The sequence below is a fragment of the Aestuariibaculum lutulentum genome (assembly GCF_032926325.1).
Taxonomy (GTDB): Bacteria; Bacteroidota; Bacteroidia; order Flavobacteriales; family Flavobacteriaceae; genus Aestuariibaculum; species Aestuariibaculum lutulentum.
Genome location: NZ_CP136709.1, coordinates 1,982,074 through 2,004,773 on the forward strand (window position 1 = coordinate 1,982,074; position 22,700 = coordinate 2,004,773).

At 34.7% G+C, this 22,700-nt stretch carries 22 protein-coding genes; 8 read left to right on the top strand and 14 right to left on the bottom strand.

Translation table 11 applies throughout. The annotated features are described in order from the left end of the window. Positions 1–100 precede the first annotated feature (100 nt). Together rlmN and R1X58_RS08490 are read left to right on the top strand one after the other, a co-directional pair. Positions 101–1,141 (top strand): 23S rRNA (adenine(2503)-C(2))-methyltransferase RlmN, encoded by a 1,041-nt coding sequence (gene rlmN, locus R1X58_RS08485; protein ID WP_240573611.1) that lies wholly within the window; start codon positions 101–103, stop codon positions 1,139–1,141. Between the two features lie 47 nt (positions 1,142–1,188). Next, positions 1,189–2,166, top strand: a complete 978-nt coding sequence (locus R1X58_RS08490) for a polyprenyl synthetase family protein (RefSeq protein WP_240573610.1) — start codon at positions 1,189–1,191, stop codon at positions 2,164–2,166. A 6-nt stretch (positions 2,167–2,172) separates the two neighbouring features. Here R1X58_RS08490 and R1X58_RS08495 read toward each other — a convergent pair whose 3' ends face one another. From R1X58_RS08495 to R1X58_RS08505, 3 genes are read right to left on the bottom strand one after another with little or no spacing between them, the layout of a single operon-like run. Continuing rightward, complete coding sequence (locus R1X58_RS08495; RefSeq protein ID WP_240573609.1) at positions 2,173–3,165, bottom strand: transglutaminase family protein; 993 nt, start codon at positions 3,163–3,165, stop codon at positions 2,173–2,175. Positions 3,166–3,173: 8 nt separating this feature from the next. Continuing rightward, positions 3,174–4,100, bottom strand: coding sequence for an alpha-E domain-containing protein (locus tag R1X58_RS08500; protein ID WP_240573608.1), 927 nt, complete (start codon positions 4,098–4,100; stop codon positions 3,174–3,176). 22 nt (positions 4,101–4,122) lie between these two features. After that, on the bottom strand, positions 4,123–5,565 hold the full coding sequence (locus R1X58_RS08505) for a circularly permuted type 2 ATP-grasp protein (protein WP_240573607.1): 1,443 nt from the start codon (positions 5,563–5,565) through the stop codon (positions 4,123–4,125). A gap of 383 nt (positions 5,566–5,948) precedes the next feature. Here R1X58_RS08505 and R1X58_RS08510 point away from each other — a divergent pair, with 383 nt between their 5' ends. The 3 genes from R1X58_RS08510 to R1X58_RS08520 are packed head-to-tail and all read left to right on the top strand — an operon-like array spanning position 5,949 to position 8,394. Then, positions 5,949–6,524 carry an RNA polymerase sigma factor gene (locus R1X58_RS08510; RefSeq protein ID WP_240573606.1) on the top strand — a complete coding sequence of 192 codons (576 nt, stop codon included), beginning with the start codon at positions 5,949–5,951 and terminating at the stop codon, positions 6,522–6,524. Then, positions 6,511–7,251, top strand: a complete 741-nt coding sequence (locus R1X58_RS08515) for a hypothetical protein (RefSeq protein WP_240573605.1) — start codon at positions 6,511–6,513, stop codon at positions 7,249–7,251. Before R1X58_RS08510 ends, R1X58_RS08515 begins: the two co-directional genes overlap by 14 nt. A 60-nt stretch (positions 7,252–7,311) precedes the next feature. Next, on the top strand, positions 7,312–8,394 hold the full coding sequence (locus R1X58_RS08520; RefSeq protein WP_240573604.1) for a hypothetical protein: 1,083 nt from the start codon (positions 7,312–7,314) through the stop codon (positions 8,392–8,394). 34 nt (positions 8,395–8,428) lie between these two features. Here R1X58_RS08520 and R1X58_RS08525 read toward each other — a convergent pair whose 3' ends face one another. Beyond that, positions 8,429–9,046, bottom strand: coding sequence for a DUF4386 domain-containing protein (locus R1X58_RS08525; protein ID WP_240573603.1), 618 nt, complete (start codon positions 9,044–9,046; stop codon positions 8,429–8,431). Positions 9,047–9,238: 192 nt separating this feature from the next. On the opposite strand from R1X58_RS08525, the gene dnaG reads away from it, so the two are divergent. After that, entirely contained in the window at positions 9,239–11,206 is a 1,968-nt protein-coding gene (gene dnaG / locus R1X58_RS08530) for a DNA primase (protein ID WP_240573602.1), read from the top strand. On the opposite strand, the gene R1X58_RS08535 is transcribed toward dnaG, so the two are convergent. Both R1X58_RS08535 and nadE read right to left on the bottom strand, forming a co-directional pair. After that, a complete protein-coding gene (locus R1X58_RS08535) occupies positions 11,201–11,830 on the bottom strand; it encodes a response regulator (RefSeq protein WP_240573601.1) in 630 nt (209 codons plus the stop codon). The genes dnaG and R1X58_RS08535 overlap by 6 nt on opposite strands. A 97-nt stretch (positions 11,831–11,927) precedes the next feature. Beyond that, entirely contained in the window at positions 11,928–12,716 is a 789-nt protein-coding gene (gene nadE, locus R1X58_RS08540) for an NAD(+) synthase (RefSeq protein WP_240573600.1), read from the bottom strand. A 92-nt stretch (positions 12,717–12,808) separates the two neighbouring features. Here nadE and gldB point away from each other — a divergent pair, with 92 nt between their 5' ends. Next, complete coding sequence (gldB, locus tag R1X58_RS08545; protein WP_240573599.1) at positions 12,809–13,771, top strand: gliding motility lipoprotein GldB; 963 nt, start codon at positions 12,809–12,811, stop codon at positions 13,769–13,771. Then, on the top strand, positions 13,772–14,110 hold the full coding sequence (gene gldC / locus R1X58_RS08550; RefSeq protein ID WP_240573598.1) for a gliding motility protein GldC: 339 nt from the start codon (positions 13,772–13,774) through the stop codon (positions 14,108–14,110). Between the two features lies 1 nt (position 14,111). Here gldC and def read toward each other — a convergent pair whose 3' ends face one another. From def to R1X58_RS08590, 8 genes are all read right to left on the bottom strand, one after another. Next, positions 14,112–14,741, bottom strand: a complete 630-nt coding sequence (gene def, locus R1X58_RS08555) for a peptide deformylase (RefSeq protein ID WP_240573597.1) — start codon at positions 14,739–14,741, stop codon at positions 14,112–14,114. Between the two features lie 31 nt (positions 14,742–14,772). Next, positions 14,773–16,050: a rod shape-determining protein RodA gene (rodA, locus tag R1X58_RS08560; RefSeq protein ID WP_240573596.1), complete on the bottom strand. Its 1,278-nt coding sequence runs from the start codon at positions 16,048–16,050 to the stop codon at positions 14,773–14,775. Further along, on the bottom strand, positions 16,043–17,986 hold the full coding sequence (gene mrdA, locus R1X58_RS08565; protein WP_240573595.1) for a penicillin-binding protein 2: 1,944 nt from the start codon (positions 17,984–17,986) through the stop codon (positions 16,043–16,045). The genes rodA and mrdA overlap by 8 nt, the downstream gene beginning before the upstream one ends. Then, on the bottom strand, positions 17,987–18,490 hold the full coding sequence (locus R1X58_RS08570) for a rod shape-determining protein MreD (protein WP_240573594.1): 504 nt from the start codon (positions 18,488–18,490) through the stop codon (positions 17,987–17,989). Continuing rightward, positions 18,483–19,307 (bottom strand): rod shape-determining protein MreC, encoded by an 825-nt coding sequence (mreC, locus tag R1X58_RS08575; protein WP_240573593.1) that lies wholly within the window; start codon positions 19,305–19,307, stop codon positions 18,483–18,485. Before mreC ends, R1X58_RS08570 begins: the two co-directional genes overlap by 8 nt. Before the next feature lie 11 nt (positions 19,308–19,318). Further along, positions 19,319–20,347 (bottom strand): rod shape-determining protein, encoded by a 1,029-nt coding sequence (locus tag R1X58_RS08580; RefSeq protein WP_240573592.1) that lies wholly within the window; start codon positions 20,345–20,347, stop codon positions 19,319–19,321. 168 nt (positions 20,348–20,515) lie between these two features. After that, a complete protein-coding gene (gene purH / locus R1X58_RS08585) occupies positions 20,516–22,048 on the bottom strand; it encodes a bifunctional phosphoribosylaminoimidazolecarboxamide formyltransferase/IMP cyclohydrolase (RefSeq protein WP_240573591.1) in 1,533 nt (510 codons plus the stop codon). A 157-nt stretch (positions 22,049–22,205) separates the two neighbouring features. Then, positions 22,206–22,661: a GAF domain-containing protein gene (locus R1X58_RS08590; protein ID WP_240573590.1), complete on the bottom strand. Its 456-nt coding sequence runs from the start codon at positions 22,659–22,661 to the stop codon at positions 22,206–22,208. Positions 22,662–22,700: the final 39 nt, after the last annotated feature.

Genomic DNA, 22,700 nt, shown 5'->3' on the forward strand with positions numbered 1-22,700 from the left:
TTGCTTTCGTCCATCACTGGTCATCCGTCGTTAGTCTAAAAATCTAACCTTTCTAATTAAGTCTAATCTTAACCCCAAAATCATTACTTTTGCATCATCTATGGCAACAACAAAAAAAGACATACGTGCACTAACCAAAGAGCAGTTAAGAGCATTTTTCGAAAAGCAAGGCGATAAGGCATTTCGTGGTAACCAGGTTTATGAATGGTTATGGCAAAAGGCCGCCTATTCTTTCGACGATATGACTAATATTTCGAAGGAAACCCGCCAAATGCTTGAAGATAATTTTGTGATTAACAATATTAAAGTCGATACCATGCAACGTAGTAGTGATGGTACGGTTAAAAATGCGGTGCGTTTACATGATGGTTTAGTGGTTGAGTCGGTGTTAATTCCAACACCAACACGAACAACAGCATGTGTATCTAGTCAGGTTGGGTGTAGTTTGGATTGTCGTTTTTGTGCGACAGCACGTTTAAAACGTATGCGTAACTTAAACCCTGATGAAATCTACGATCAGGTGGTGGCTATCGATAATGAAAGCCGTTTATATCACGACAGACCGTTAAGTAATATTGTATTTATGGGAATGGGCGAACCACTTATGAATTACAATAATGTTATTAAAGCCATTGATAAAATAACCTCTGATGAAGGTTTAGGGATGTCTCCAAAACGTATTACCTTATCAACTTCAGGTGTGCCTAAAATGATTAAAAAAATGGCTGATGATGAGGTTAAATTTAATCTTGCCGTGTCATTACATTCGGCAGTAGATGAGGTGCGAACCAAGATTATGCCGTTTAATGAAACTTTTCCGCTTACCGATTTACGTGAAGCCTTAGAATACTGGTATGCAAAAACCAAGCGCAGAATTACTTACGAATATGTGGTTTGGGATGGTATTAATGATACTCAAAACGATATTGATGCTTTTGTGAAGTTCTGTAAATACGTGCCGTGTAAGGTTAATATTATAGAATATAATCCAATCGATGATGGCGAGTTTCAGCAAGCTTCTAATCAGGCTTTAGAAAATTATATTTCTTCCTTAGAGAAAAATGGCATCGTGGTTAATGTACGACGAAGTCGTGGTAAAGATATTGATGCGGCTTGCGGACAATTAGCAAATAAAAGTTAGAAATTTAGCTGCTAAAACTTATATTTGAATCTCCTTAGCTAAAGCATTTGAAAATAGTAGAGCAAATAAAACAACCCATCGCCTTTGAAATGGATCTTTTCGAGCAAAAGTTCCTTCTTTCAATGTCGAGCAAGGTGGCTTTGTTAAACCGAATTACCACATACATAGTCAACCGAAAAGGAAAGCAAATGCGACCAATGTTTGTGTTTCTGGTTGCTAAAATGGTCTCTAATGGTGAGGCTATTGAACGTACCTATCGAGGAGCTTCAGTAATAGAGTTAATTCATACCGCAACTTTAGTACACGACGACGTGGTTGATGATAGTAACCGACGTCGTGGTTTCTTTTCAGTTAATGCCCTTTGGAAAAATAAAATCGCTGTTCTTATTGGTGATTATCTATTGTCGAAAGGATTGTTGTTAAGTATCGATAACAATGATTTCGATTTACTTAAAATTATATCGGTTGCCGTTCGTGAAATGAGCGAAGGGGAGTTGCTTCAAATTGAAAAAGCTCGTAAGTTAGATATCACCGAGGATGTGTACTACGAAATCATCCGTCAAAAAACGGCAACGCTTATTGCTGCGTGTTGCAGTTTGGGAGCAGCTTCGGTAAAGCCAGAATCAGAGCATGTTGAAAAGATGCGTAAGTTTGGTGAACTTATAGGTATGGCATTTCAAATAAAAGATGATTTATTTGATTATAGCGAAGACCAAATTGGTAAGCCTACCGGCATCGATATTAAAGAGCAGAAAATGACATTGCCTTTAATTTATGTGCTTAACAATGCCGATAAAAAGGATAAAAAGTGGCTGATTAATTCTATAAAAAATCATAACAAGGATAAAAAGCGCGTTAAAGAAGTTATTGCTTTTGTAAAGGCTAACGGAGGGTTAGAATACGCCATAAGTAAAATGAAGCAATTTCAAATTGAGGCTCAGGAAATACTCAATACCTATCCAGACTCCGATTATAAAAATTCTTTAGAGCTTATGGTGACTTACGTGATTGATAGGAAAAAGTAATTTTTGTTATTGCTGCTGCTGTCTTTGTTGTTGTTGTTGTAAATCCTGTTGCTGTTGTTGCTGCTGTTGTTGAATACGTTCTATGTGTCTTTTGTAACTGTTATTATTAATGGAGGACATTGGCGTTTCTGGTAAAGTTATATCTTCATCGTTTTTAGCTGTACTTACGTTTACTTTTACAAATAAATCGGCATTGGCGTTACCTTTATAAACGCCTTTAACCGGGGCACAGTCGTTATAATCTCGTCCAACAGCAAGACGAACATGGCAATCGTTTGCTATGATGTTATTTGTTGGGTCGAAACCAAGCCAGCCATAAAAAGGAATGTATGCTTCTATCCAAGCATGGGTAGCACCTTCACCACGGGTAATATCGCTATTAGGACAAATATAACCGCTAACATATCGTGCAGGAATACCACACATTCTAACGGCTTGAAGCATGATATTCGTGAAATCCTGACATACTCCGGCTTTTATTTCCCAAACTTCATCTATAGAAGAATCTACTTTGGTAACCCCTTTAGTGTATTTTATTTGGCTATAAACATAGGTGCAAAGTGCCTGAAGCGCCTGATAAACTGTTTTTTGCTTTATGCCTTTTTCTTCAATTAATTGAATTAATTCGTTTGAGCCAACAAATGGTTTGTGAATTAGAAAATCAACAAACGGATCGTCGTATTTTATTTTTGTTAACTCCATCCATTGGGTTTCTACATCTACAGTGTCTTCTGGTAATATTTTTGGGAATGTGGTTACTTCAATATTAGATTCAATGTATAATTCGGTAATGGCATCAGTAATCATAAAAGAACCAACCATATTTTTGTAATAATCGGTATAGGTTTGCACATGGGCATTGTTTGTAATTACCAAATAGTGGGAATTGACTTGTTGAAAATCGTCATTAATTGGATGCAAACGCAATTGGTTTGCGGCATCAATAACTGGTGAGTCATAACTGTATTTAGTAAGATGTTTTATGAAATAATTTGCCATAGTAATACTTAATTAATTGGGATGTAGTAAACAGAATTGATGTCTTCAGAGATGTCTCGAATGTCTTGTTTAATGCCTTCTACGAAATTAAGGAGTCCCTGTTCATTTATATTTTCAATGGTGGTGTATTTAATACTGCTTTCTAATTTACCTAACAGAAATTGTAAATTATTGTTGCCAAGTTCTCCGGCATCAATAAGCTCCGTAATGTGTCTGTTTAATTTATTAATGCAATAATAAACCGATCGCGGAAAGAGTTTATCTCTGAAAATAAGATCTACGATTTGGTCTTCATTAAATGAAGATTTATAGGTTTTCAAATATTTTTGATAACCACCAACAACTAATAGTAGGTTTCTCCAATATAATCCCTTTTCTAAGTCGTCTGTTGCATGCCGAATTTCTTCAAGTTTTAATGTAGTGAAATCTGAAATTAAAATAACGCGTTCTAAATAGCGCCCAACATTCATAAAATAATAAGCAGGACCACGTTCTTGCATAATGTCGTTGGTACCATAAAACATTAAATGATGCCCCAATAATTCTTCTAATAGACGGATAGGGTCTTCTTCTTTAAGGCGTTGCCTAAGATTATTATTTGTTACGAATAAGTAGTAGTTGTTTATGCATAACCAGGATTCTCTTGAAATATGTTCCTGAACGCTTCTTGCATTTTCTCTGGCTCTGGTAACGATATTAACAATAGAGTTGTCATTGCTAACATCAAAAATCATATAATCAATACATTCTATGGGATCTTCGGTATAAAATTCCGTTTCAGATGAAGCGAAATTTTTAATGACAGGAGTCCAGGAAAAAAGTTCAGGTGAATCTTGATTGGCATAAAAATTTACTTTCAATAAAGCTAAAATGCCATTACCACGCGCCATATATCTGTTCATCCAGATAAGGTTATTTGCTACTCTACTTAACATATATTCGTTCTTTCTTTTTAAATTATTTTAAAACCCATGTGTCTTTACTGCCTCCGCCTTGTGAGCTATTAACAACTAAGGATCCTTTTTTAAGGGCAACTCTTGTTAAACCACCTGGACAAATATCAATGCCGTCAGCACCTGTTAGGGCAAATGGTCGCAAGTCTATACAGCGAGGGGATAGTTTTCCATCTATAAAGCAGGGCGCTGTAGATAGTTTTAAAATGGGTTGTGCAATAAAGCCATCAGGTTTCTTTTTAACGGTATCTAAATAATCTTTGATTTCTTCTTCGCTTGCTTCGTGTCCCATAAGCATGCCGTAACCGCCACTACCGTCTGTTTTTTTAATAACCATTTCTCGAATGTGCTCGGTGACATATTCAAGTTCCTCTGGTTTACTAAGCTGATAGGTCTTAATATTTTTTAAAATTGGTTCTTCCCCTAAGTAATATCTAATCATGTCCGGAACATAAATGTAAATGGCTTTATCGTCAGCAATTCCAGTTCCTGGTGCATTTACAATTATAACATTGCCTTTTCGGTAGGCAGCCATAATTCCGGCAACACCTAAAACACTTTCGGCTTTAAATTCTAAAGGGTCTAGATAATCATCATCAACACGTCTGTAAATCACATCAACTTGTTTTAGACCATTAGTTGTTTTCATGTAAACAAAATGATCTTTAACGACTAGGTCGCTACCTTCAACAAGTTCAATACCCATAAGTCTAGCCAAAGTGGTGTGCTCGTAATAAGCAGAGTTATATATTCCGGGTGTTAATAACACCACATTGGGATTAGCAATAGAAGAAAGTTCTTTTAGTTTTCGATATAAATAATTGGGGTAATTTGATACCGATCGAACGCCGTTTTTGGGTAATACGCCAGGAAATAAACGTTTCGATATTTCTCTGTTTTCTAACATATAACTTACGCCGGAAGGGGTTCTTAAATTGTCTTCAAGAACGTAAAACTCGCCATCTTCATTACGAATTAAATCGACTCCCGAAATATGTACATAGATATCGTGAGGCACATTAACGCCTTTCATTTCTCTTAAATAATAAGGACAGGAAAATATTAATTCACTAGGTATAATACCGTCCTTAATAATGAACTGTTCATGATAAATATCCTTAATAAAGAGGTTTAAAGCTTTAAGTCGTTGTTTAATGCCTCGTTCTATTTTGTCCCATTCATCAGCTGTGATTATTCTGGGAACAATATCGAAAGGGAATATTTTTTCAATACCTTCATTGTTATTGTATACGGTAAAGGTGACGCCTTGACTCATAAATAACTGCTTGGCAAGTTCTTCTTTGGTCGATAGTTTTTCGGGTGAAGTGTTTTTTAAATATTCAATAAATTGTTCATACTGAGTTCTAAACTCCACATCGTCATTGTACATTTCATCCCAAGTGTTGGGTAACTTATCATAGGAAGAAAAAAGATTGTTATTGTTCATATATTAATAAGTATGTTCTTAAATATACTTAAAAATTGAAGAATAGATAGAGATTTAAGGTTATATGTAAATTAAAATTAACGTTTATTCATTTTTGTTAAAAATATTTCTAAAAATATACTTGCTTCATAATTTGTTTCTTATAAAATTATATACTTATCAATCGGTTACGGTCTAATTTACTCTTGAATTGAAGTTAATTTTATTGTGTTTTAGTAGTCTGCAATAAGAGATTTATTAAAAATCTTAATAAAGAGAGTTTAAATTAATGTTAGTTGTAAATTAAATTGTTGGTATGTAGTAGTTTGATTAATTTTTCAAAAAAAATAAAAGCTCAGGCAACCATTACTTAAAAATTCTCGTCTATTTAAATAGAAGACCAAATGAACACCTTATTGAAAGTTATACAACTTCATAAAAACGAATCGGCACTTATTAAGCGAGCGGTAAAAAATAATCGCGAGGCGCAGCACATGTTATTCGAAATGCATGCGCCTAAAATGTTAAGCGTGTGTCGATACTATTTAAAAGATGTGTATCATGCCGAAGAAGTTATGATGAATGGTTTTTTTAAGGTGTTTACAAATTTGAAGAGTTTTAGAGGTGAAGGTAGTTTTGAAGGTTGGATAAGAAGAATTATGGTTCGGGAATCCATAAGTTACTTAAGGCAACAAAAACATGTGGAATTTCCGGTTGAAGAAGTCGATATTAAAAATGAATTTACCAATAATATAGAAACCGAAATTGAAGTAGAAGAGATACAGCAACTTATCGACGAATTACCTGAAGGTTATAAAATAGTATTTATTATGTATGCCATTCAAGGCTACAAGCATCAGGAGATTGCGAGTTTACTTGATATTGCTGAAAACACTTCAAAATCTCAGTTATTCAAAGCGAGAAAGCTTTTACAGGATAAAATTACGAACAGAAACACAACAAGCTATGGCACGAAATAATTTTGAAAAACAGATAAAGGAAAAGCTTGAAGGAAGAACTATGAAACCTTCGGCCGATGCGTGGAATACACTTTCAAAACGATTAGATGCTAATGAAAATAAGTCGAGCAACAAAAGGTATTTATGGTTAGGTATTGCGGCGAGTTTTATTGGTGTTTTGTTTTTGGTAACTGTATTTACAAAAACTGAAGAAACTGTACCTGTTATTGTTAATAATCCTAAAGTTGTTGAAGAGACAATTCCTATGGAAGTTGTTTCTCAAAATGTTAAGGATACTTCAAAGGTTGAAGAAAATACTACGAATAAAGTTATTGAAGAATCAATACTTAAAAAACAACATGACATTATTTCTAAACAAGAGCAGCGAATTGTAATAGCTCAGGAGCAATCAGATACGTCTGAAGAATTACAAAATGCCAATAATCAACTTAAAAAGGAATTAAGTTTTGAAGACCAAAAGGTTGAAGAAGTTATAGCTAAGGTTAGCGATTTAATGACACGGAATATAGAAGTGACAGATAACGAAATTGAAGCTTTGCTTCTAGATGCGCAGCGAAGCATTAATAAACAAAGAATTTTAGACCAGTCTACGGGCGTTGTCGATGCCGATTTGTTGCTTCAAGATGTAGAAACCGAATTAGACCAGTCGTTTAGAAGTAAGGTCTTCGATGCTATAAAAACCAGTTTTGGAACTGTAAAAACAGCCGTAGCACAACGTAATCAGTAAATCATCATTCAATCAAATCATATTAATCAAAACCCGTTTCGGGACAAAAAACGAACAGTTATGCAAACAATTACTAAAATTTTAGTGCTCACGGCACTGTGTTTAAGTGTGCAATTCATCAATGCGCAAGACACCATTCAAAATGTTAATAATAAGGAGAAAATTGAACTTTTATTAAAAGAGAAGGAAACCATTCAAAGTCAGGAACGCGAGATGCTGAAACAAGAAGTGGAGGCTATAAATGTAAGACTTGAAAAAGGTGAATTAACCAATCTGGAAGCCGATATTTTAAAGAAAGAAGCAGCTAAAAAACGTGCTTTGAATATTGAAAATCGAGTAGCTATAATAGATAATAAAATAGAATTACTTAAACGTAATGAAACCGATTATGATATTGAAGATAACAATGAAAATATTATAATAAGAATTGGAAAGGGAGACGAAACAAGTGAAAGTATTGTGTTTGTTGGCGATAAAAAAAATGACAAGCCAAGAAAATACGATAGACGTACAACAAGTGATTTTGTTCTAGCTTTCGGGTTTAATAATGCCATAATTGAAGGCGAGAAATTGGATGATTCACCTTATAAATTTGGTGGTTCTCGTTTCTTTGAAATGGGTTGGGCATGGAAAACCAGAGTGTTTAAAGAGTCTAATTTTATGAGATTAAAATACGGATGGTCACTTCAAATTAATGGATTAAAAGCCAACGATAATCAATATTTTGTTCAGGATGGAGATCAAACGTCTCTGGAGCTTTTTCCTCATGAACTTAAAAAGGCCAAATTATCGGTTTCTAATTTAGTATTTCCGGTGCATTTTGAGTTCGGGCCTTCAAAAAAAATAGAACGCGAAAATTATTTTAGGTATTCAACCAAAAATCAGTTTAAAATAGGTCTTGGTGGTTATGGCGGTTTCAATGTAGGAACACGTCAGAAGTTGAAATATACGGCCGATGGAGATCGTTCTAAAGAAAAACAAAAACGTAGTTTTAATACTAGTAATCTGGTTTACGGATTAAGTGGATATTTGGCTATCGACGATGTAGCTTTATATGTAAAATACGATTTGTCACCACTATTTAAAAGTCAGGATATCAGACAAAACAATATATCTGTCGGACTTAGATTCGATGTTGATTAGAAAAAAAAAGCGACACCGTTAAGTGTCGCTTTTTTTATGCGTTATTTTTAAATCCTTTAAGCAGAAGCCATATTGCTAGAGACATCTCACCAATTATGCTTGGTATGGCAACTAAAGCCAAGAATATTGAGCTGTACGCATCATAATCTGGAAGCAAAAAATGAGCACATGTATCAATCATATACATGACTCCGGCAAGTATTACAAATAATGTGATAAATTTTGGCGTGTTAATTATTCTTCCTAAAAGAATTAAATGAATTCCAAAAAAGAAAAGTCCAATGAGCCATATTGTATTAAATGTATGTACATGATTTAAAATGTCGTTGCTCGTAGAAACTTTAAAAGTTAAAGGTAAAGCAAAAATCGCAACGCCCATTATAGCGGCATGCATCATTCTAAAAAGGGTACTTAATGAAGATAAATAATTGGATTTATAAAGTAAGTAAAGGGCCCAAGCCACCACAACATCAAAAACAACAGTGACTAAAAAGGCTAATATTCCAAATCTAACCAAGAGATGATTTTGTTGAATGGTTTCTAAGGGATTTTTCATTAAGGCTTCAATGGCGAAAAAATTTGCAAATATGGCAGCAAAGAAGATTATAAAGTAGCTTAAACCTGTAATAATAGATAGTTTTCGAAGGTTCATTTTCTATGTTTTAAGGGTGTTTAATTTGTTGACGAACTTGTAATTAAAATGTTACAACAACAAGATAATCTTCATTTCGATTAAAAGAGAATTAATTTTGTTTGAATTTTTAGTATTTTGGAGTTTAAGTATATTTTTGCAATCAGTAAAAAGCGTTACAAAGCAATCTTTTAAAATTAAAAACCAAACCATTTGATTTCTCCTGCTTCTATAGATTTAGTTTTTGAAACCGCCCGTGTCGAGGAGGTTATCGGCGATTTTGTTCAGCTTAAAAAAGCAGGTAGCAACTTTAAAGGCTTAAGTCCGTTTAGCGATGAGCGTTCCCCAAGTTTTATGGTATCACCGGTAAAACAAATCTGGAAAGATTTCTCCACTGGAAAAGGAGGTACAGTGGTGTCGTTTTTAATGGAGCACGAGCACTTTACTTATCCAGAGGCCATAAAGTATTTGGCAAAAAAATACAATATTGAAATTGAAGAAACTGAAGTAAGTAACGAGCAAAAGGAGAAGGCCAATGAACGCGAGAGTCTGTACTTGGTAAGTGAATTTGCAAGTTCTTATTTTCAAAAAATACTTCATAAAACCGATCAGGGTAAGTCTATTGGTTTGAGCTATTTTAAAGAACGTGGATTTACCGAAGAGACTATAAAACGATTCGATTTAGGATATTCGCTTGATGAATGGCAGGCCTTTACCGATGAAGCCTTAAAGCAAGGATACAATTTAGATTATCTTGAAAAAACTGGATTAACCATTGTAAAGGACGAAAAGCGTTTCGACCGTTTTAAAGGGCGGGTTATGTTCCCTATTAAAAGTATGAGTGGTCGCGTGCTTGGTTTTGGGGGGCGAATTCTGATTAATGATAAAAAGGCTGCGAAATACCTGAATTCACCGGAAAGTGATATTTACCATAAAAGTAATGTGCTTTACGGAATTTATGATGCCAAACAAAGCATTGCCAAAGAAGATAATTGTTATTTAGTTGAAGGTTATACCGATGTGATTCAGTTTGTCCAAACCGGGGTCACCAACGTGGTGTCATCATCTGGAACGGCATTAACATCAGAGCAGATTCGTTTAATTAATCGTCTTACTAAAAACATTACTGTGCTTTTTGATGGTGATGCAGCGGGTATGCGTGCATCGCTTCGTGGTATCGATTTAATTTTGGAGCAGGGCATGAATGTTAAAGTGTGTTCGTTTCCGGAAGGTGAAGACCCAGATAGTTTTGCCAGGCAAAATACTTTAGAGGAGTTAACTGAATATTTAAACGAAAATTCCAAAGATTTTATTCAGTTTAAAGCCTCCATACTTTTTGAAGAATCTAAAAACGACCCAATAAAAAAGGCTGAAACGGTTAGAGATATAGTTAATAGTATATCAAAAATTCCGGATCAGATAAAAAAGGAAATTTATATCCAGGAGTGTGCCCGAATTATGGATATAAGTGAAGATGTTCTTTTTAGTACTTTGGCTCAAATTACAAATAAGGATGCAGGCGATGATAAAAAGTCGGGTAGAGGCGATTACAAAGCTTTCGACGTTATTAAAAATCAGCAACAACCTGCAACGGTTAAAAAGGTTGATGTTCAGTATTTGTTGGAGCGCAAAATTATTGAAATCTTATTGCTTTACGGAAATAAGTCTGAAGAGTTTGAAGATTTGGTTTTAAAGGAAAATGATAAAGGCGAATTGGAGCTGGAACCCGTTATTCATACTGCTAAAGTATTTGAGAAAATTTATTTAGACTTACAGGATGATGAAATGCAGTTTGGGAATCCGCAGTTTAAAACCATTTATTATACCCTTATTGAAGCTTTAAATCAGAATGAGAATTTTGAATTGAAGAGTTTTATCAATTCGGTAGACCCCGATATGGGTTATGAGATTTCCAATATCTTGATGGAAGACGAACGCTATACACTAGATAATTGGCAACGCATGGATATCTTTCCTAAAGAAAAACAGCACAGCGTTGCACAATTAGTTAGTGAAACTATACTTAACCTCCGTTGTTTTTTAATAGACCAAAAAGTCAAGGAATTTCAACAAGAAACATTGGCTAATAAAGCCGATGTAAATAGAAATGTACTTGAAGAAGTTAAAGACTATTCTGGTTTGAAAATGTTACTGTCTAGAAAACTTAATCGTGTTCTATAACGATTCTTTAAGTTTGGCTTGATTAACTAAATCTACCAAGTTAGTCACTTTTAATTTACGCATTAAACGTGCTTTATAAGTACTAACGGTTTTTTCGTTAATATCAAGCTCCTTAGAAATTTCTTTATTCTTTTTACCGATTGTAAGAAGTTTTAAAACTTCGGCTTCTCTAGTAGAAAGTTTTTTATAGAAAGTTCCAGATTTGTTTGCTCGGCTTCCAAATGCTAACTGTTGTGTTAACTCATTACTTAAATAAATACCACCTTCAGCTACTTTTAAGATAGCCTCGTTAATGGTGATAACGTTTACAGATTTATGTAAATACCCATTAGCGCCGGCTTTAATGGCGTTAATCGCATATACTTCTTCTGGTTCACCACTAAAAATAATGGTTTTTACGTCTGGATAATCTTTTTTAAGATAACGCAAAATGGTTAACCCGTTTAATTTTGGAAGATCTGCTTCTGTTAAAAGGATGTCTACAGGATTATTTTTGATGAATTCCATTGCGGCTTCGCCGTTGTCAACACTTCCTACAATTTTAATGTTTGAAGATGCAGAAAATAGAACCTCAAGCCCTTTCCTGGTAATAGGGTGATTGTCTGCTATTAATACTTTTACCATAATTTTAAAGCTTTATTATAATTAGTTAGAGAGGTTATTATAATTGAGAGAATAAGCTTAATACAAAAGTAGGTAATTATTATGTGATTTGCAATAATTAAAGCAAATTGTTTGGAATTTCGCAAACAGGTATAGGAATCATCTTATGTTTGTTAGCTGTATTAAGTCGTTTGTAGATTTTAAACACTTCTTGCTCACGTCCAGTGAAGTCTTCGGCAGTCTTACCTTCGGCATCTCTTTCCATAGCCCATTCCAATTCCGGGTACGAAGCGCCTATTTGGTCTTCGTCTGTACGATCGTCTCCCCACAATCCGTCTGTAGGTGCTGCATCAATAATTTCCTGATTAACGCCTAAGAATTTAGCGATTTCGTAAACCTGTGTTTTGTATAAATCGGCAATAGGGCTTAAATCTACACCGCCATCACCATATTTTGTATAGAACCCAACACCAAAATCTTCAACTTTATTACCAGTTCCTGCAACTAAAAGTCTGTCTAATGCAGCAAAGTAATAAAGGGAAGTCATTCTAAGTCTGGCTCTGGTATTGGCTAACGACATAAACCGTTCTTCTTCGCTTTCTACAGATGGTAAAGAAGCAATTAAACTATCGAACACTGGTGTTAAGTTTACCTGTGTCATAGTAACATCTTTAAAATTGGCTTGTAACCATTCAATATGGTTTAAAGCCCGACTCACTTGATTAGGTGCCTGGTGAATAGGCATTTCTAAACATAAAAGAGGTAAACCTGTTTTGGCACAAAGTGTTGAGGTTACGGCAGAATCGATTCCGCCAGATATACCAATTACAAATCCTTTTACGCCTGCTTTTGTAGCGTAATCTTTTAGCCAATTAACTATATAATCTACAACTTTTTCTGTTTGCATATTAAATGAATTTAATTCTAAGAATAGTACCTTTGTAAACAAAAATAAACGAATCGGCCAATTAATAAAAATTTATAGCGTTTAAGTTTTATATGAAACAGGGATTATTGTTTTTAATTTTTTTAGCAAGTGTTATTTCTTGTCAAAAAGAAGATAAATTAGAGAGCGAAATTGCAAAAATTAATGTTGATGCCAAGGTTGAGCGATTCGACCAGTTGTTTTCAAAGTTAACGCCTTCTAAATTAAAAGATTTAAAAACGGCATACCCTTTTATGTTTAATGAAAAATTTACCGATTCATTTTGGATAGATAAGGCTTCAGATAGTTTACAAAAGGTATTATTTAAAGAGGTCGATAAAACCTTCAATAATTTTGCGCAGACCGAATTGGACATTGAATCGCTTTTCAATCACTTAAAATATTATTTCCCGGAATTTCATGTACCAAGAATTATTACGGTTACCAGTGATGTCGATTACAGGAATCGGGTTATCGTTACCGATACCATCGATATTGTGGCTTTAGATAATTATTTAGGGGCAGATCATGAGTTTTATCAAAGTATTCCAGTGTATTTGCGAGAAGGATTTAACAAGGAAAACATTGTGGTTGATCTGGCAGGAGAATACGCCAAAAGATATATCTATCCGGTTCATAACAGAACCTTTTTGGATGAAATGATATATTTCGGAAAACAAATGTATTTTAAGGATATTATGGTGCCATTTAAAAGCGAAGCGTCTCGAATAGGGTATACAGAAGACGAATTAAAATGGGCACAAACCAATGAAAGTTATATCTGGCGTTATTTTGTAGAGCGTGAAATGCTGTTCAGCACCGATTCTAAATTATCAGGACGATTTATAGCCGATGCACCGTTTTCTAAATTTTATTTGGAAGGTATCGATTCAGAATCACCAGGACAACTGGGACAATATATAGGATGGCAAATTGTAAGAGCATATATGAAAAATAATGAGGTGTCTTTAAAAGATATGCTTACTGCAAATGCCGAAGAAATTTTTAATAACTCAAAGTTTAAACCAAGAAAATAAATGTCAAAAAATCATACTTCAAAAATAGAACTTCAAGTAGAACTTGACGAGAATAGAATTCCAGAGAAATTATTTTGGACTGCTGAAGATGGCGGTATTGCTCAGGAAGAAGCTAAAGCCATGTTGCTTTCGGTTTGGGATTCTAATGCACAGGAAACGTTACGTATCGACTTATGGACGAAAGATATGCCTGTAGATGAAATGAAAGTGTTTTTCCATCAAACTCTTGTAGCTATGAGTGACACGTTTCACCGAGCGACACAGGATGAGAAAATGACTGCAACCATGAAAGATTTCTGTGATTACTTTGCAGAAAAGTTAGAAATCAAAAAACAGTAAATTATTTAGTGGCGTCTTGTATTTCTTTCGATAAATGATCGAGGTACAAGATGCCATTTAAATGGTCTATTTCGTGTTGAAAGATTACTGAAGTAAAACCTTCAACCGTTTCCGTTTTATATTTAGCGTCCATAGTATCGTAAGCAATTTTTATACTAAAAGCTCTCGTGCTTAAAGTGTCGCTTCTGTTAGGGATTGATAAACAGCCTTCTTTGCAAACCTGTTTCTTTTTAGAATACTCCTTGATAACCGGATTTAGGTATACTTCAAAAGGAAGGTTTTCTTTATCGAAGCGCTGTACCCAAATAATATTTTTTAAAATTCCAACCTGAGGCGCAGCAATGCCCACACCCATAGACATACTGTCTCTTACAGTCGCGTATAAACGTTTTACAAACTGCTGTAAAATGACATCATCGGGATTGGCCTTTATTTTTGAACTTTTAGAGCGGAGTAAAAGAGAATCTTTTTTGTTTGTGATATTATAAACACGCATAGGAGCGAAAGAGTCTGAATCCATTATTAAGGCAGTTTGTTCTGTTGAAAATCCATTTCGAAAAAGATTTTTTGGTCCGTGACAAGAGAACATAGCCATAACTATTCCTAAGAAAAGAATTCTATATACTTTCATAAAATGAGGATTGATAAAAGTCTGTTTTAGACTACCATTCATTGATTCTGTTCGAATCTAATTTTATAAAGATAAAGATTAAAATGGTAAATGCCCAAAGTCCGGAACCACCATAACTAAATAACGGAAGAGGAATACCAATGGTAGGTATTAAACCCATAACCATCCCAATATTTATAAAGAAATGCACAAAAATAATGGCCGCAACACTGTAACCGTAAACCCGGCTAAACTGCGATTTTTGTAATTCGGCTAAATGAAGAATTCTAAGCAATAACAGAATGAATACAATAACAACAAGAGAACTTCCAAGAAATCCCCATTCTTCGCCAACAGTACTGAAAATATAATCGGTGTGCTGTTCAGGTACAAATTTACCAGTCGTTCGAGTACCTTCCATAAAACCTCTTCCTGTAAAACCACCGGAACCAATGGCTTTTTCAGACTCGTTTAAATTATATGCAAAAGTTCTTTTCATTTGCTCTAACTTTTCCGGGTCTTTTTCTAAGCGAAGCCATAAACTAATACGGTCTTTTTGGTGAGGTTGTAATACCGAATTGTAAAAGAATTTTATTCCGAAGGCGACACCAGCTGATAATAAAAAAACAGCAACGAATGCTAAAAGATTAGATCTTCGTTTATTTAAAAAATAATATCCGAAGATTAAAATGCCTGCAACAATTGTTGCTATTAATCCTCCAAATTTTAGTGATAAAATGGATATTAGGATGAGGGAAACTCCAATATTTAAATAGAATTTTGGTAATCCTTCGCGATATAAAACAAAGAAAAACGCACCGTAAACAATAGTACTACCAGTATCGTTTTGTAGTAATACTAATAGGGCAGGAATGATAATGATTATAAAAACCTGTATTTGGTCTTTAAAGGTTTTTATATTGGTATTTAGGTCACTTACGTATTTGGCAACAGCCAGTGCCGTTGCGGTCTTGGCAAACTCACTGGGCTGAATCGTCATGCCTCCAATGCCATACCAGGAGGTCGCTCCGTTTACATTTTTACCAAATACAAATAATCCCATAAGGGAGAGCATGGATATAATATAAATAACACTGGAGAACCGTTCGTAAAATTTCGCGTCTATGGCGAGTAACAATACAATAAGTATAAACGTTAAGAAGATAAAGATAAGCTGCTTGCCGTAGGGTTGCGAAAAGTCAAAATAATCAATGCCTTCGCCAACATGAGACGCCGATATAATATTAATCCAACCAAAGCCAGCTAACAGTAGAAAAAGAAAAATGGTAATCCAGTCAAATTTAAAATGTCGATGTGTGTCTCTAACCATTAATATTTTGGTTGTTAAGTTTGGCTAATTCTTCTTTTAGTTCTTTGTATTCTTCCGGCGATACTTGTTCTAATGTTGTTGCTCTGTTTATCCCAAATGGTTTTCCTGAATATGGCTTTTCATATTCATGTTCTAAGGTATGTCTTAATAACCAGTCTTCTAAATCTGTACGTGTAATTTCTCCTTTTAGATGTTTTTCTATAAGTAAACTTGCTACACGACCAGCAAAGCGGCTTCCCCAATATCCATTTTCAACAAAAACAGCTAAGGCAATTTTTGGGTTTTCTTTAGGTGCGAAAGCCACAAATATAGAGTGGTCGGTAAGCTGCGTTTTTACACTGTCTATAATTGCAAAGTTTTCCACCGTACCCGTTTTTCCGCAAATGTCAATATCTTTTACCTGTAAGGCAGATGCAGTTCCTTGGCGATATACTTGTAACATGCCTTCAATAACCGGTTCGAAATTTTGTTTATCTATGGTTGTGTATTTAGGCGTTGTAAAATCTTCCGGGATTTCTTCACCTTCAATGTGCTTAATGATATGCGGTGTGTAATAATAACCACGATTAGCTATAGCTGCTATCATATTGGCTAATTGAATAGGCGTGGTAGCCACCTCACCCTGACCAATAGCGTTTGATATGGTATAAGTAGAGTAGAAGGTATTCGGATAAATGTATTTGTAATAATCTCTATCAGGAATTCTTCCTTTTTGCCCCACGAACAAATCGTTGTTTAAAAAGTTTCCTAAACCAAAACTCTTGGCATGTGCACTCCATTTGTCAATGCCATCTGAAGCGCTTCCGTTTTTATCTAATATTTTTCGATAGGCCGTAGCAAAGTATGCGTTACAGGAATGCTGAATGCCACCAATCATATTGTTTCTGGTGCCATAGGCACAGTGGCATTTCATAACACGACCACCATAATGGTAGCCTCCTGAACAGGTTACTGTTTCATTAGGTGTCATAACGCCCTCCTGAAGTGCTATTAAAGCATTCATCAATTTGAAAGGGGAACCAGGTTCATAAACACCTTGTAAACTTCTGTTGAAAAGCGGTTTAGCAATAGAATCGTTAAACAGTTTAGTGAAGTTTTTAGAACGATCTCGACCGACTAATAAGTTGGGGTTATAGGTTGGGGCAGCAATCATGGCAAGAATCTCACCAGATGAAGGTTCAATGGCTATGACTCCACCACGTTTATTACGCATTAATAATTCTCCGTAAGCCTGTAAATTGGCATCAATGGTAATAGTAATGTCTTTTCCCTGAACAGGAAGGGTGTCATAAATCCCTTCTTTATAGGGGCCAATATTTCTATTAAATCGATCTTTTTGAATGAACTTGATCCCTTTTACACCGCGTAGAATATTTTCGTAAGAAGCTTCGATACCTTGTTTTCCTTTTAAATCTCCAGATTTATAATACGGATCATTTTTCATATCTCCGTAGTTCACCTCACCAATATCTCCTAGAACGTTAGCACCGATAGAAGTCTGATAATGTCTGAGCGAACGTTTCTGAATATAAAAACCTTCGAACTTCCGCATTTTTTCCTGTAAAACAGCATAATCGGCTTTTGATAACTGCGGAATAAACACTGAAGGTAAGCGAGGCGAGTAGTGGTATGCTTTGTCGTAAATATCTTTAAAGCGTTGTTTGTCTATTTTCAATAACGAACAAAACTCTAAAGTGTCCAGTGGTTTTACTTCACGAGGAATCACCATCACATCGTACGATGGCTGGTTAGATACTAATAGTTCACCGTTTCTGTCGAAAACAAAACCGCGCTTCGGATAATCGTAAACTTTTCTAATGGCATTGTCTTCAAATAAATTATCACTACTCGGATTATAGATTTGGAGATAAAATAGCCTAGAAATAAACAATAATCCTGCTAGAACTATAATAATGTAAAGCAAAAACTGTCTCATCTATTTTTTTCTGCTAAAAATAATGGTTGCAAGAATGCACAATAAAATAGTAAATATACTTGAGAATAACGTTTTCTGAAGCACTAAAATTACTTTTGAAGCATTAAATATTTCTAAAGAAAACAATACAAATTGATGCAATAGCGTAAGTATGGAAATATAGGTGAATTTAGATCCAAACTCCACATTATCAAATTTAATGGTTTGGTGCTCGTACATCATCCCAAAGGAGAACTTTAAAATTAATGGTCTTGCGTAAGCAATAAAAACACTTGCTGCTGCGTGAATACCTCCGGAATCCTGAAACAAATCGATAGCTAATCCTATTAAAAAACTTAAAAAGATAATTAATAAACGATTGTTTTTTACCGGAAATAATAAAATGAATAAAATGTATGGGTACGGATTAATATAACCTAAGAAATTGATGTGGTTACATATAAGTACCTGAACCAGTACTAGAACAATAAAGCGGGCAATATTTGAGTAAGCGGTATTATTCATTTCCTCTTCCGCTTATTAAATTGTTTATTTCTTCTTTATCGGTGTTTTCTATAATATAAACATGTTCGATATTGGTCATATCGTTGAATAACTTCACGTTAATTTCATAAAAGTTTTCAGCAGCATCTAACTTAAAATTATCAACAACACCCACAGGAATTCCTTTAGGGAAAATAGAAGACATTCCAGTTGTTACAATAGTGTCGCCTTTTTTAACAGGCGCTATTTTTTGAATGTCGATTAGCTGTGCAAAAGCAGGATTTTTACCATTCCAGGTTAATGAGCCATAGTGATTTGTTTTCTTTAATTGCGCACTAATTTTTATTGTGGTATTTAATACTGAAATTACTGTAGCATAATTTCGGCTGGTTTTGTTAACCACACCTATTATACCTTTCGATGAAATAACACCAAAATCTTCATGAATACTATCTTTAGAGCCTTTGTTGATTAGAAGCATATTGTCGGTTGACGAATAATTGTTTCTAATAATATTAGCAGTTCTAAATTTATAAATATCCTGCGTGTCTAAAGTGTCTATAAAAACAGAATCAGCTTTGGTATTTGAATTATATAGTAAGTTTTTTAGATAGTTGTTTTCTTCAGCTAAAATCTCGTTTTGCGATTTTAAATTGAAATAGCCATTAATATTACTTACCGAATTGTAAACGCCACCTGTTAAAAAGTTTGCCGAATTTATAAACTTACTTTTGTGATACGAATGCGACTGAATTGTAAAAAACAAGGAAATACCAAACAGCAACAAGAACAACAAGAAGTTTTTGTTTCTTATTATGAAATTAATAATCTGTTGCATGTTTTATACGCCTATTTAATCAGTACACTTTTGTATTTAGGTAAATTTTTAAGTGTAATGCCTGTACCTCTTACTACGGCTCTTAAAGGATCTTCTGCGATATAAACCGGTAAATCTGTTTTTAAAGATAAACGTTTGTCTAAACCTCTAAGCATAGAACCACCACCGGCAAGATAAATACCAGTATTGTAAATATCGGCAGCTAATTCGGGCGGGGTTTGCGATAAGGTTTCCATAACCGCATCTTCAATTCGTAAAATAGATTTATCAAGGGCTTTAGCAATTTCACGGTGTGATATAGAAACCTGTTTAGGTTTTCCTGTTAATAAATCACGACCCTGAACGCTCATATCGTCTGGTGGCAACTCTAAATCTTCGGTTGCTGCACCAATTTGAATTTTAATTTTTTCAGCAGTACGCTCACCAACATATAAGTTGTGTTGTGTACGCATGTAGTAAACAATATCGTTTGTAAATACGTCTCCCGCAATTTTTACCGATTTGTCACATACAATACCTCCTAAGGCAATAACGGCGATTTCGGTAGTACCACCACCTATATCTACAATCATATTTCCTTTAGGTTGCATAATATCTACACCAATACCAATTGCCGCAGCCATTGGTTCGTGAATTAAGTAAACCTCTTTACCATTTACGCGCTCGGCACTTTCTTTAACGGCACGCATCTCAACCTCTGTAATTCCTGAAGGAATACAAACCACCATACGTAAAGCAGGCGTGAAGAACTTCTTTTTTAATGCCGGTATGTTTCTAATAAACATACTAATCATTTGTTCTGAAGCGTCGAAATCTGCAATAACCCCGTCTTTTAACGGACGAATGGTTTTAATGTTCTCATGGGTTTTTCCCTGCATTAAACTGGCTTCCTGTCCGACGGCAATAATTTTACCTGATACTCTATCGCGAGCAACGATAGAAGGAGCATCAACAACAACTTTGTCGTTGTGAATAATTAAGGTGTTGGCAGTACCTAAATCTATTGCGATTTCTTCGGTTAGGAAGTCAAAAAATCCCATGGGCAATTAAATAATTTTTGAGGTTTAAAACGTTTCTCGTAAATGTAGTAAAAGTTAATAAATATATTAAGGTTTAAATGCCTACAAATTTTAATAAATTCGTACTTAGTGTAGTTATACGAGATTTATCAAGCTTTAGACTATTTAAACCTTAATATTTGTGTGTTTTTAGTGTTTAAAGTGACGTGTTCCTGTAAATACCATAGCCACATCGTTATCGTTACAGTAATCGATGCTTAATTGGTCTTTAATAGAACCACCTGGTTGAATAACCGCTTTAATACCTGCTTTGTTTGCAATCTCTACACAATCAGGGAATGGGAAAAATGCATCACTTGCCATTACCGCACCATTTAAATCAAAGTTAAATGAGTTTGCTTTGTGAATTGCTTGCTCTAGAGCGTCAACACGGCTTGTTTGTCCAGTTCCACCAGCACATAATTGTTTGTTTTTAACTAAAATGATGGTGTTAGATTTTGTGTGCTTACAAATTTTTGAAGCAAAGATTAAATCTTCTAACTCGGCTTGAGAAGGCTTGTTGTTAGTCACGTAAGTTAAACCTTCAATAGTATCTGTTACATTGTTTCTGTCTTGAACAAGAATTCCGTTTAAACAACTTCTAACGTTTGTTTGAGGTAATTCTACATCATTTAAAACAAGGATAATTCTGTTCTTTTTGCTTTTTAAGATTTCTACAGCTTCGTCTTCGTAAGCTGGGGCGATAATTACTTCACAGAATAAACTGTTGATTTCTTCAGCAGTTGCTTTATCAATAGCCGTGTTGCTGATTAAAACTCCACCAAAGGCAGAAACAGGATCTCCGGCTAAAGCATCAACGTAAGCCTGGTGAATCGTTTCGCTTTGAGCAAAACCACAAGCATTGTTGTGTTTTAAGATAGCGAATGTAGGTGCTTCACCTTTAAATTCGTTAATTAAGTTAACGGCAGCATCAACATCTAATAGGTTGTTGTAGCTTAATTCTTTTCCGTTAAGTTTGGTAAACATCGCGTCGAAATCTCCGAAGAACGATCCTTTTTGGTGTGGGTTTTCTCCGTAACGTAAAGCTTTACCGTTAGTTTCGCTAATTTTTAAAACTACTTCTTCATTGTTTTGGTTGAAGTAGTTGAAGATAGCAGAATCGTAGTGCGATGATACGTTGAAGGCTTTTGTAGCAAAACGTTTTCTGTCTTCTAATGAAATGCTTCCGTTGTTTTTAGAAATGATTTCTAAGAATTCAGCATAATCATCAACTGAAGCTACACAGGTAACATCTGCAAAGTTTTTAGCAGCCGCACGAATTAACGAAATTCCACCTATATCGATTTTTTCAATAATATCTTGTTCGCTAGCGCCTGAAGCAACTGTTTTTTCAAACGGGTATAAATCAACAATAACGACATCGATTTGAGGGATTTCGAAATCCGCCAATTCTTTAACGTCACTTTCATTATTTTGTCTGTTTAAAATACCACCAAATACTTTTGGGTGTAATGTTTTTACACGACCACCAAGAATAGATGGGTAAGATGTAATTTCTTCAACAGGAACGACGTCGATACCTAAGTCGTTAATGAATGTTTGAGTTCCTCCAGTAGAGTAGATGGTTACACCTTGTTCGTTTAGTTTTTTTACGATTGGCTCTAAACCGTCTTTACTAAATACTGAAATTAATGCTGATTTTACTGTTTTTTCGTTGCTCATTTTTCTAAACTAGTTATAAAGTGCAAAAGTAGTTATTTTTTGCTCAAAAACAGACTTAGAAATGTTGAAAAAACACGGAGAATTTTTTGCTTTAAAATTGGGTGAAAAACACTTGTTAATTAAGCTAAAAATGCAAGCTTTTGAAGCTGAAATTTGACTATAAAATGGATGCCACCTGAGCGCAAACAAATTCTAAAAAGCGTTCGTCGGCTTCGGTAAACGGGTCAGGGGTGTTAGAGTCAATGTCGATTTGCCCAATATTTTCACCATTAACAAAAACAGGGATTACGATTTCAGCCTTTACAGTAATGCTACAAGCTATGTAGTTGTCTTGAGCCGTAACATCTGGAACTACAAAATTTTGGTTGCTTACAGCTACTTGTCCGCAAATGCCTTTTCCAAACGGAATAATTGTGTGGTCGGTTGGTTCGCCAACATAAGGACCAAGTTTTAATTCTTCTTTATCACCGTTTCTAAAATAAAATCCAACCCAATTGTAATAACTAACATTTGCTTCTAAAATTTCGCAAATATTTAAAAGACGCTCGTCTACCGATTTAGACGTATTTGCGATTATAGTTTCTACTTGAGGTTTTAGGGTTTCAAAAATCATAATTCAAAAGTTTTAGCAAAAGTATTTAAAAAGCTGTAA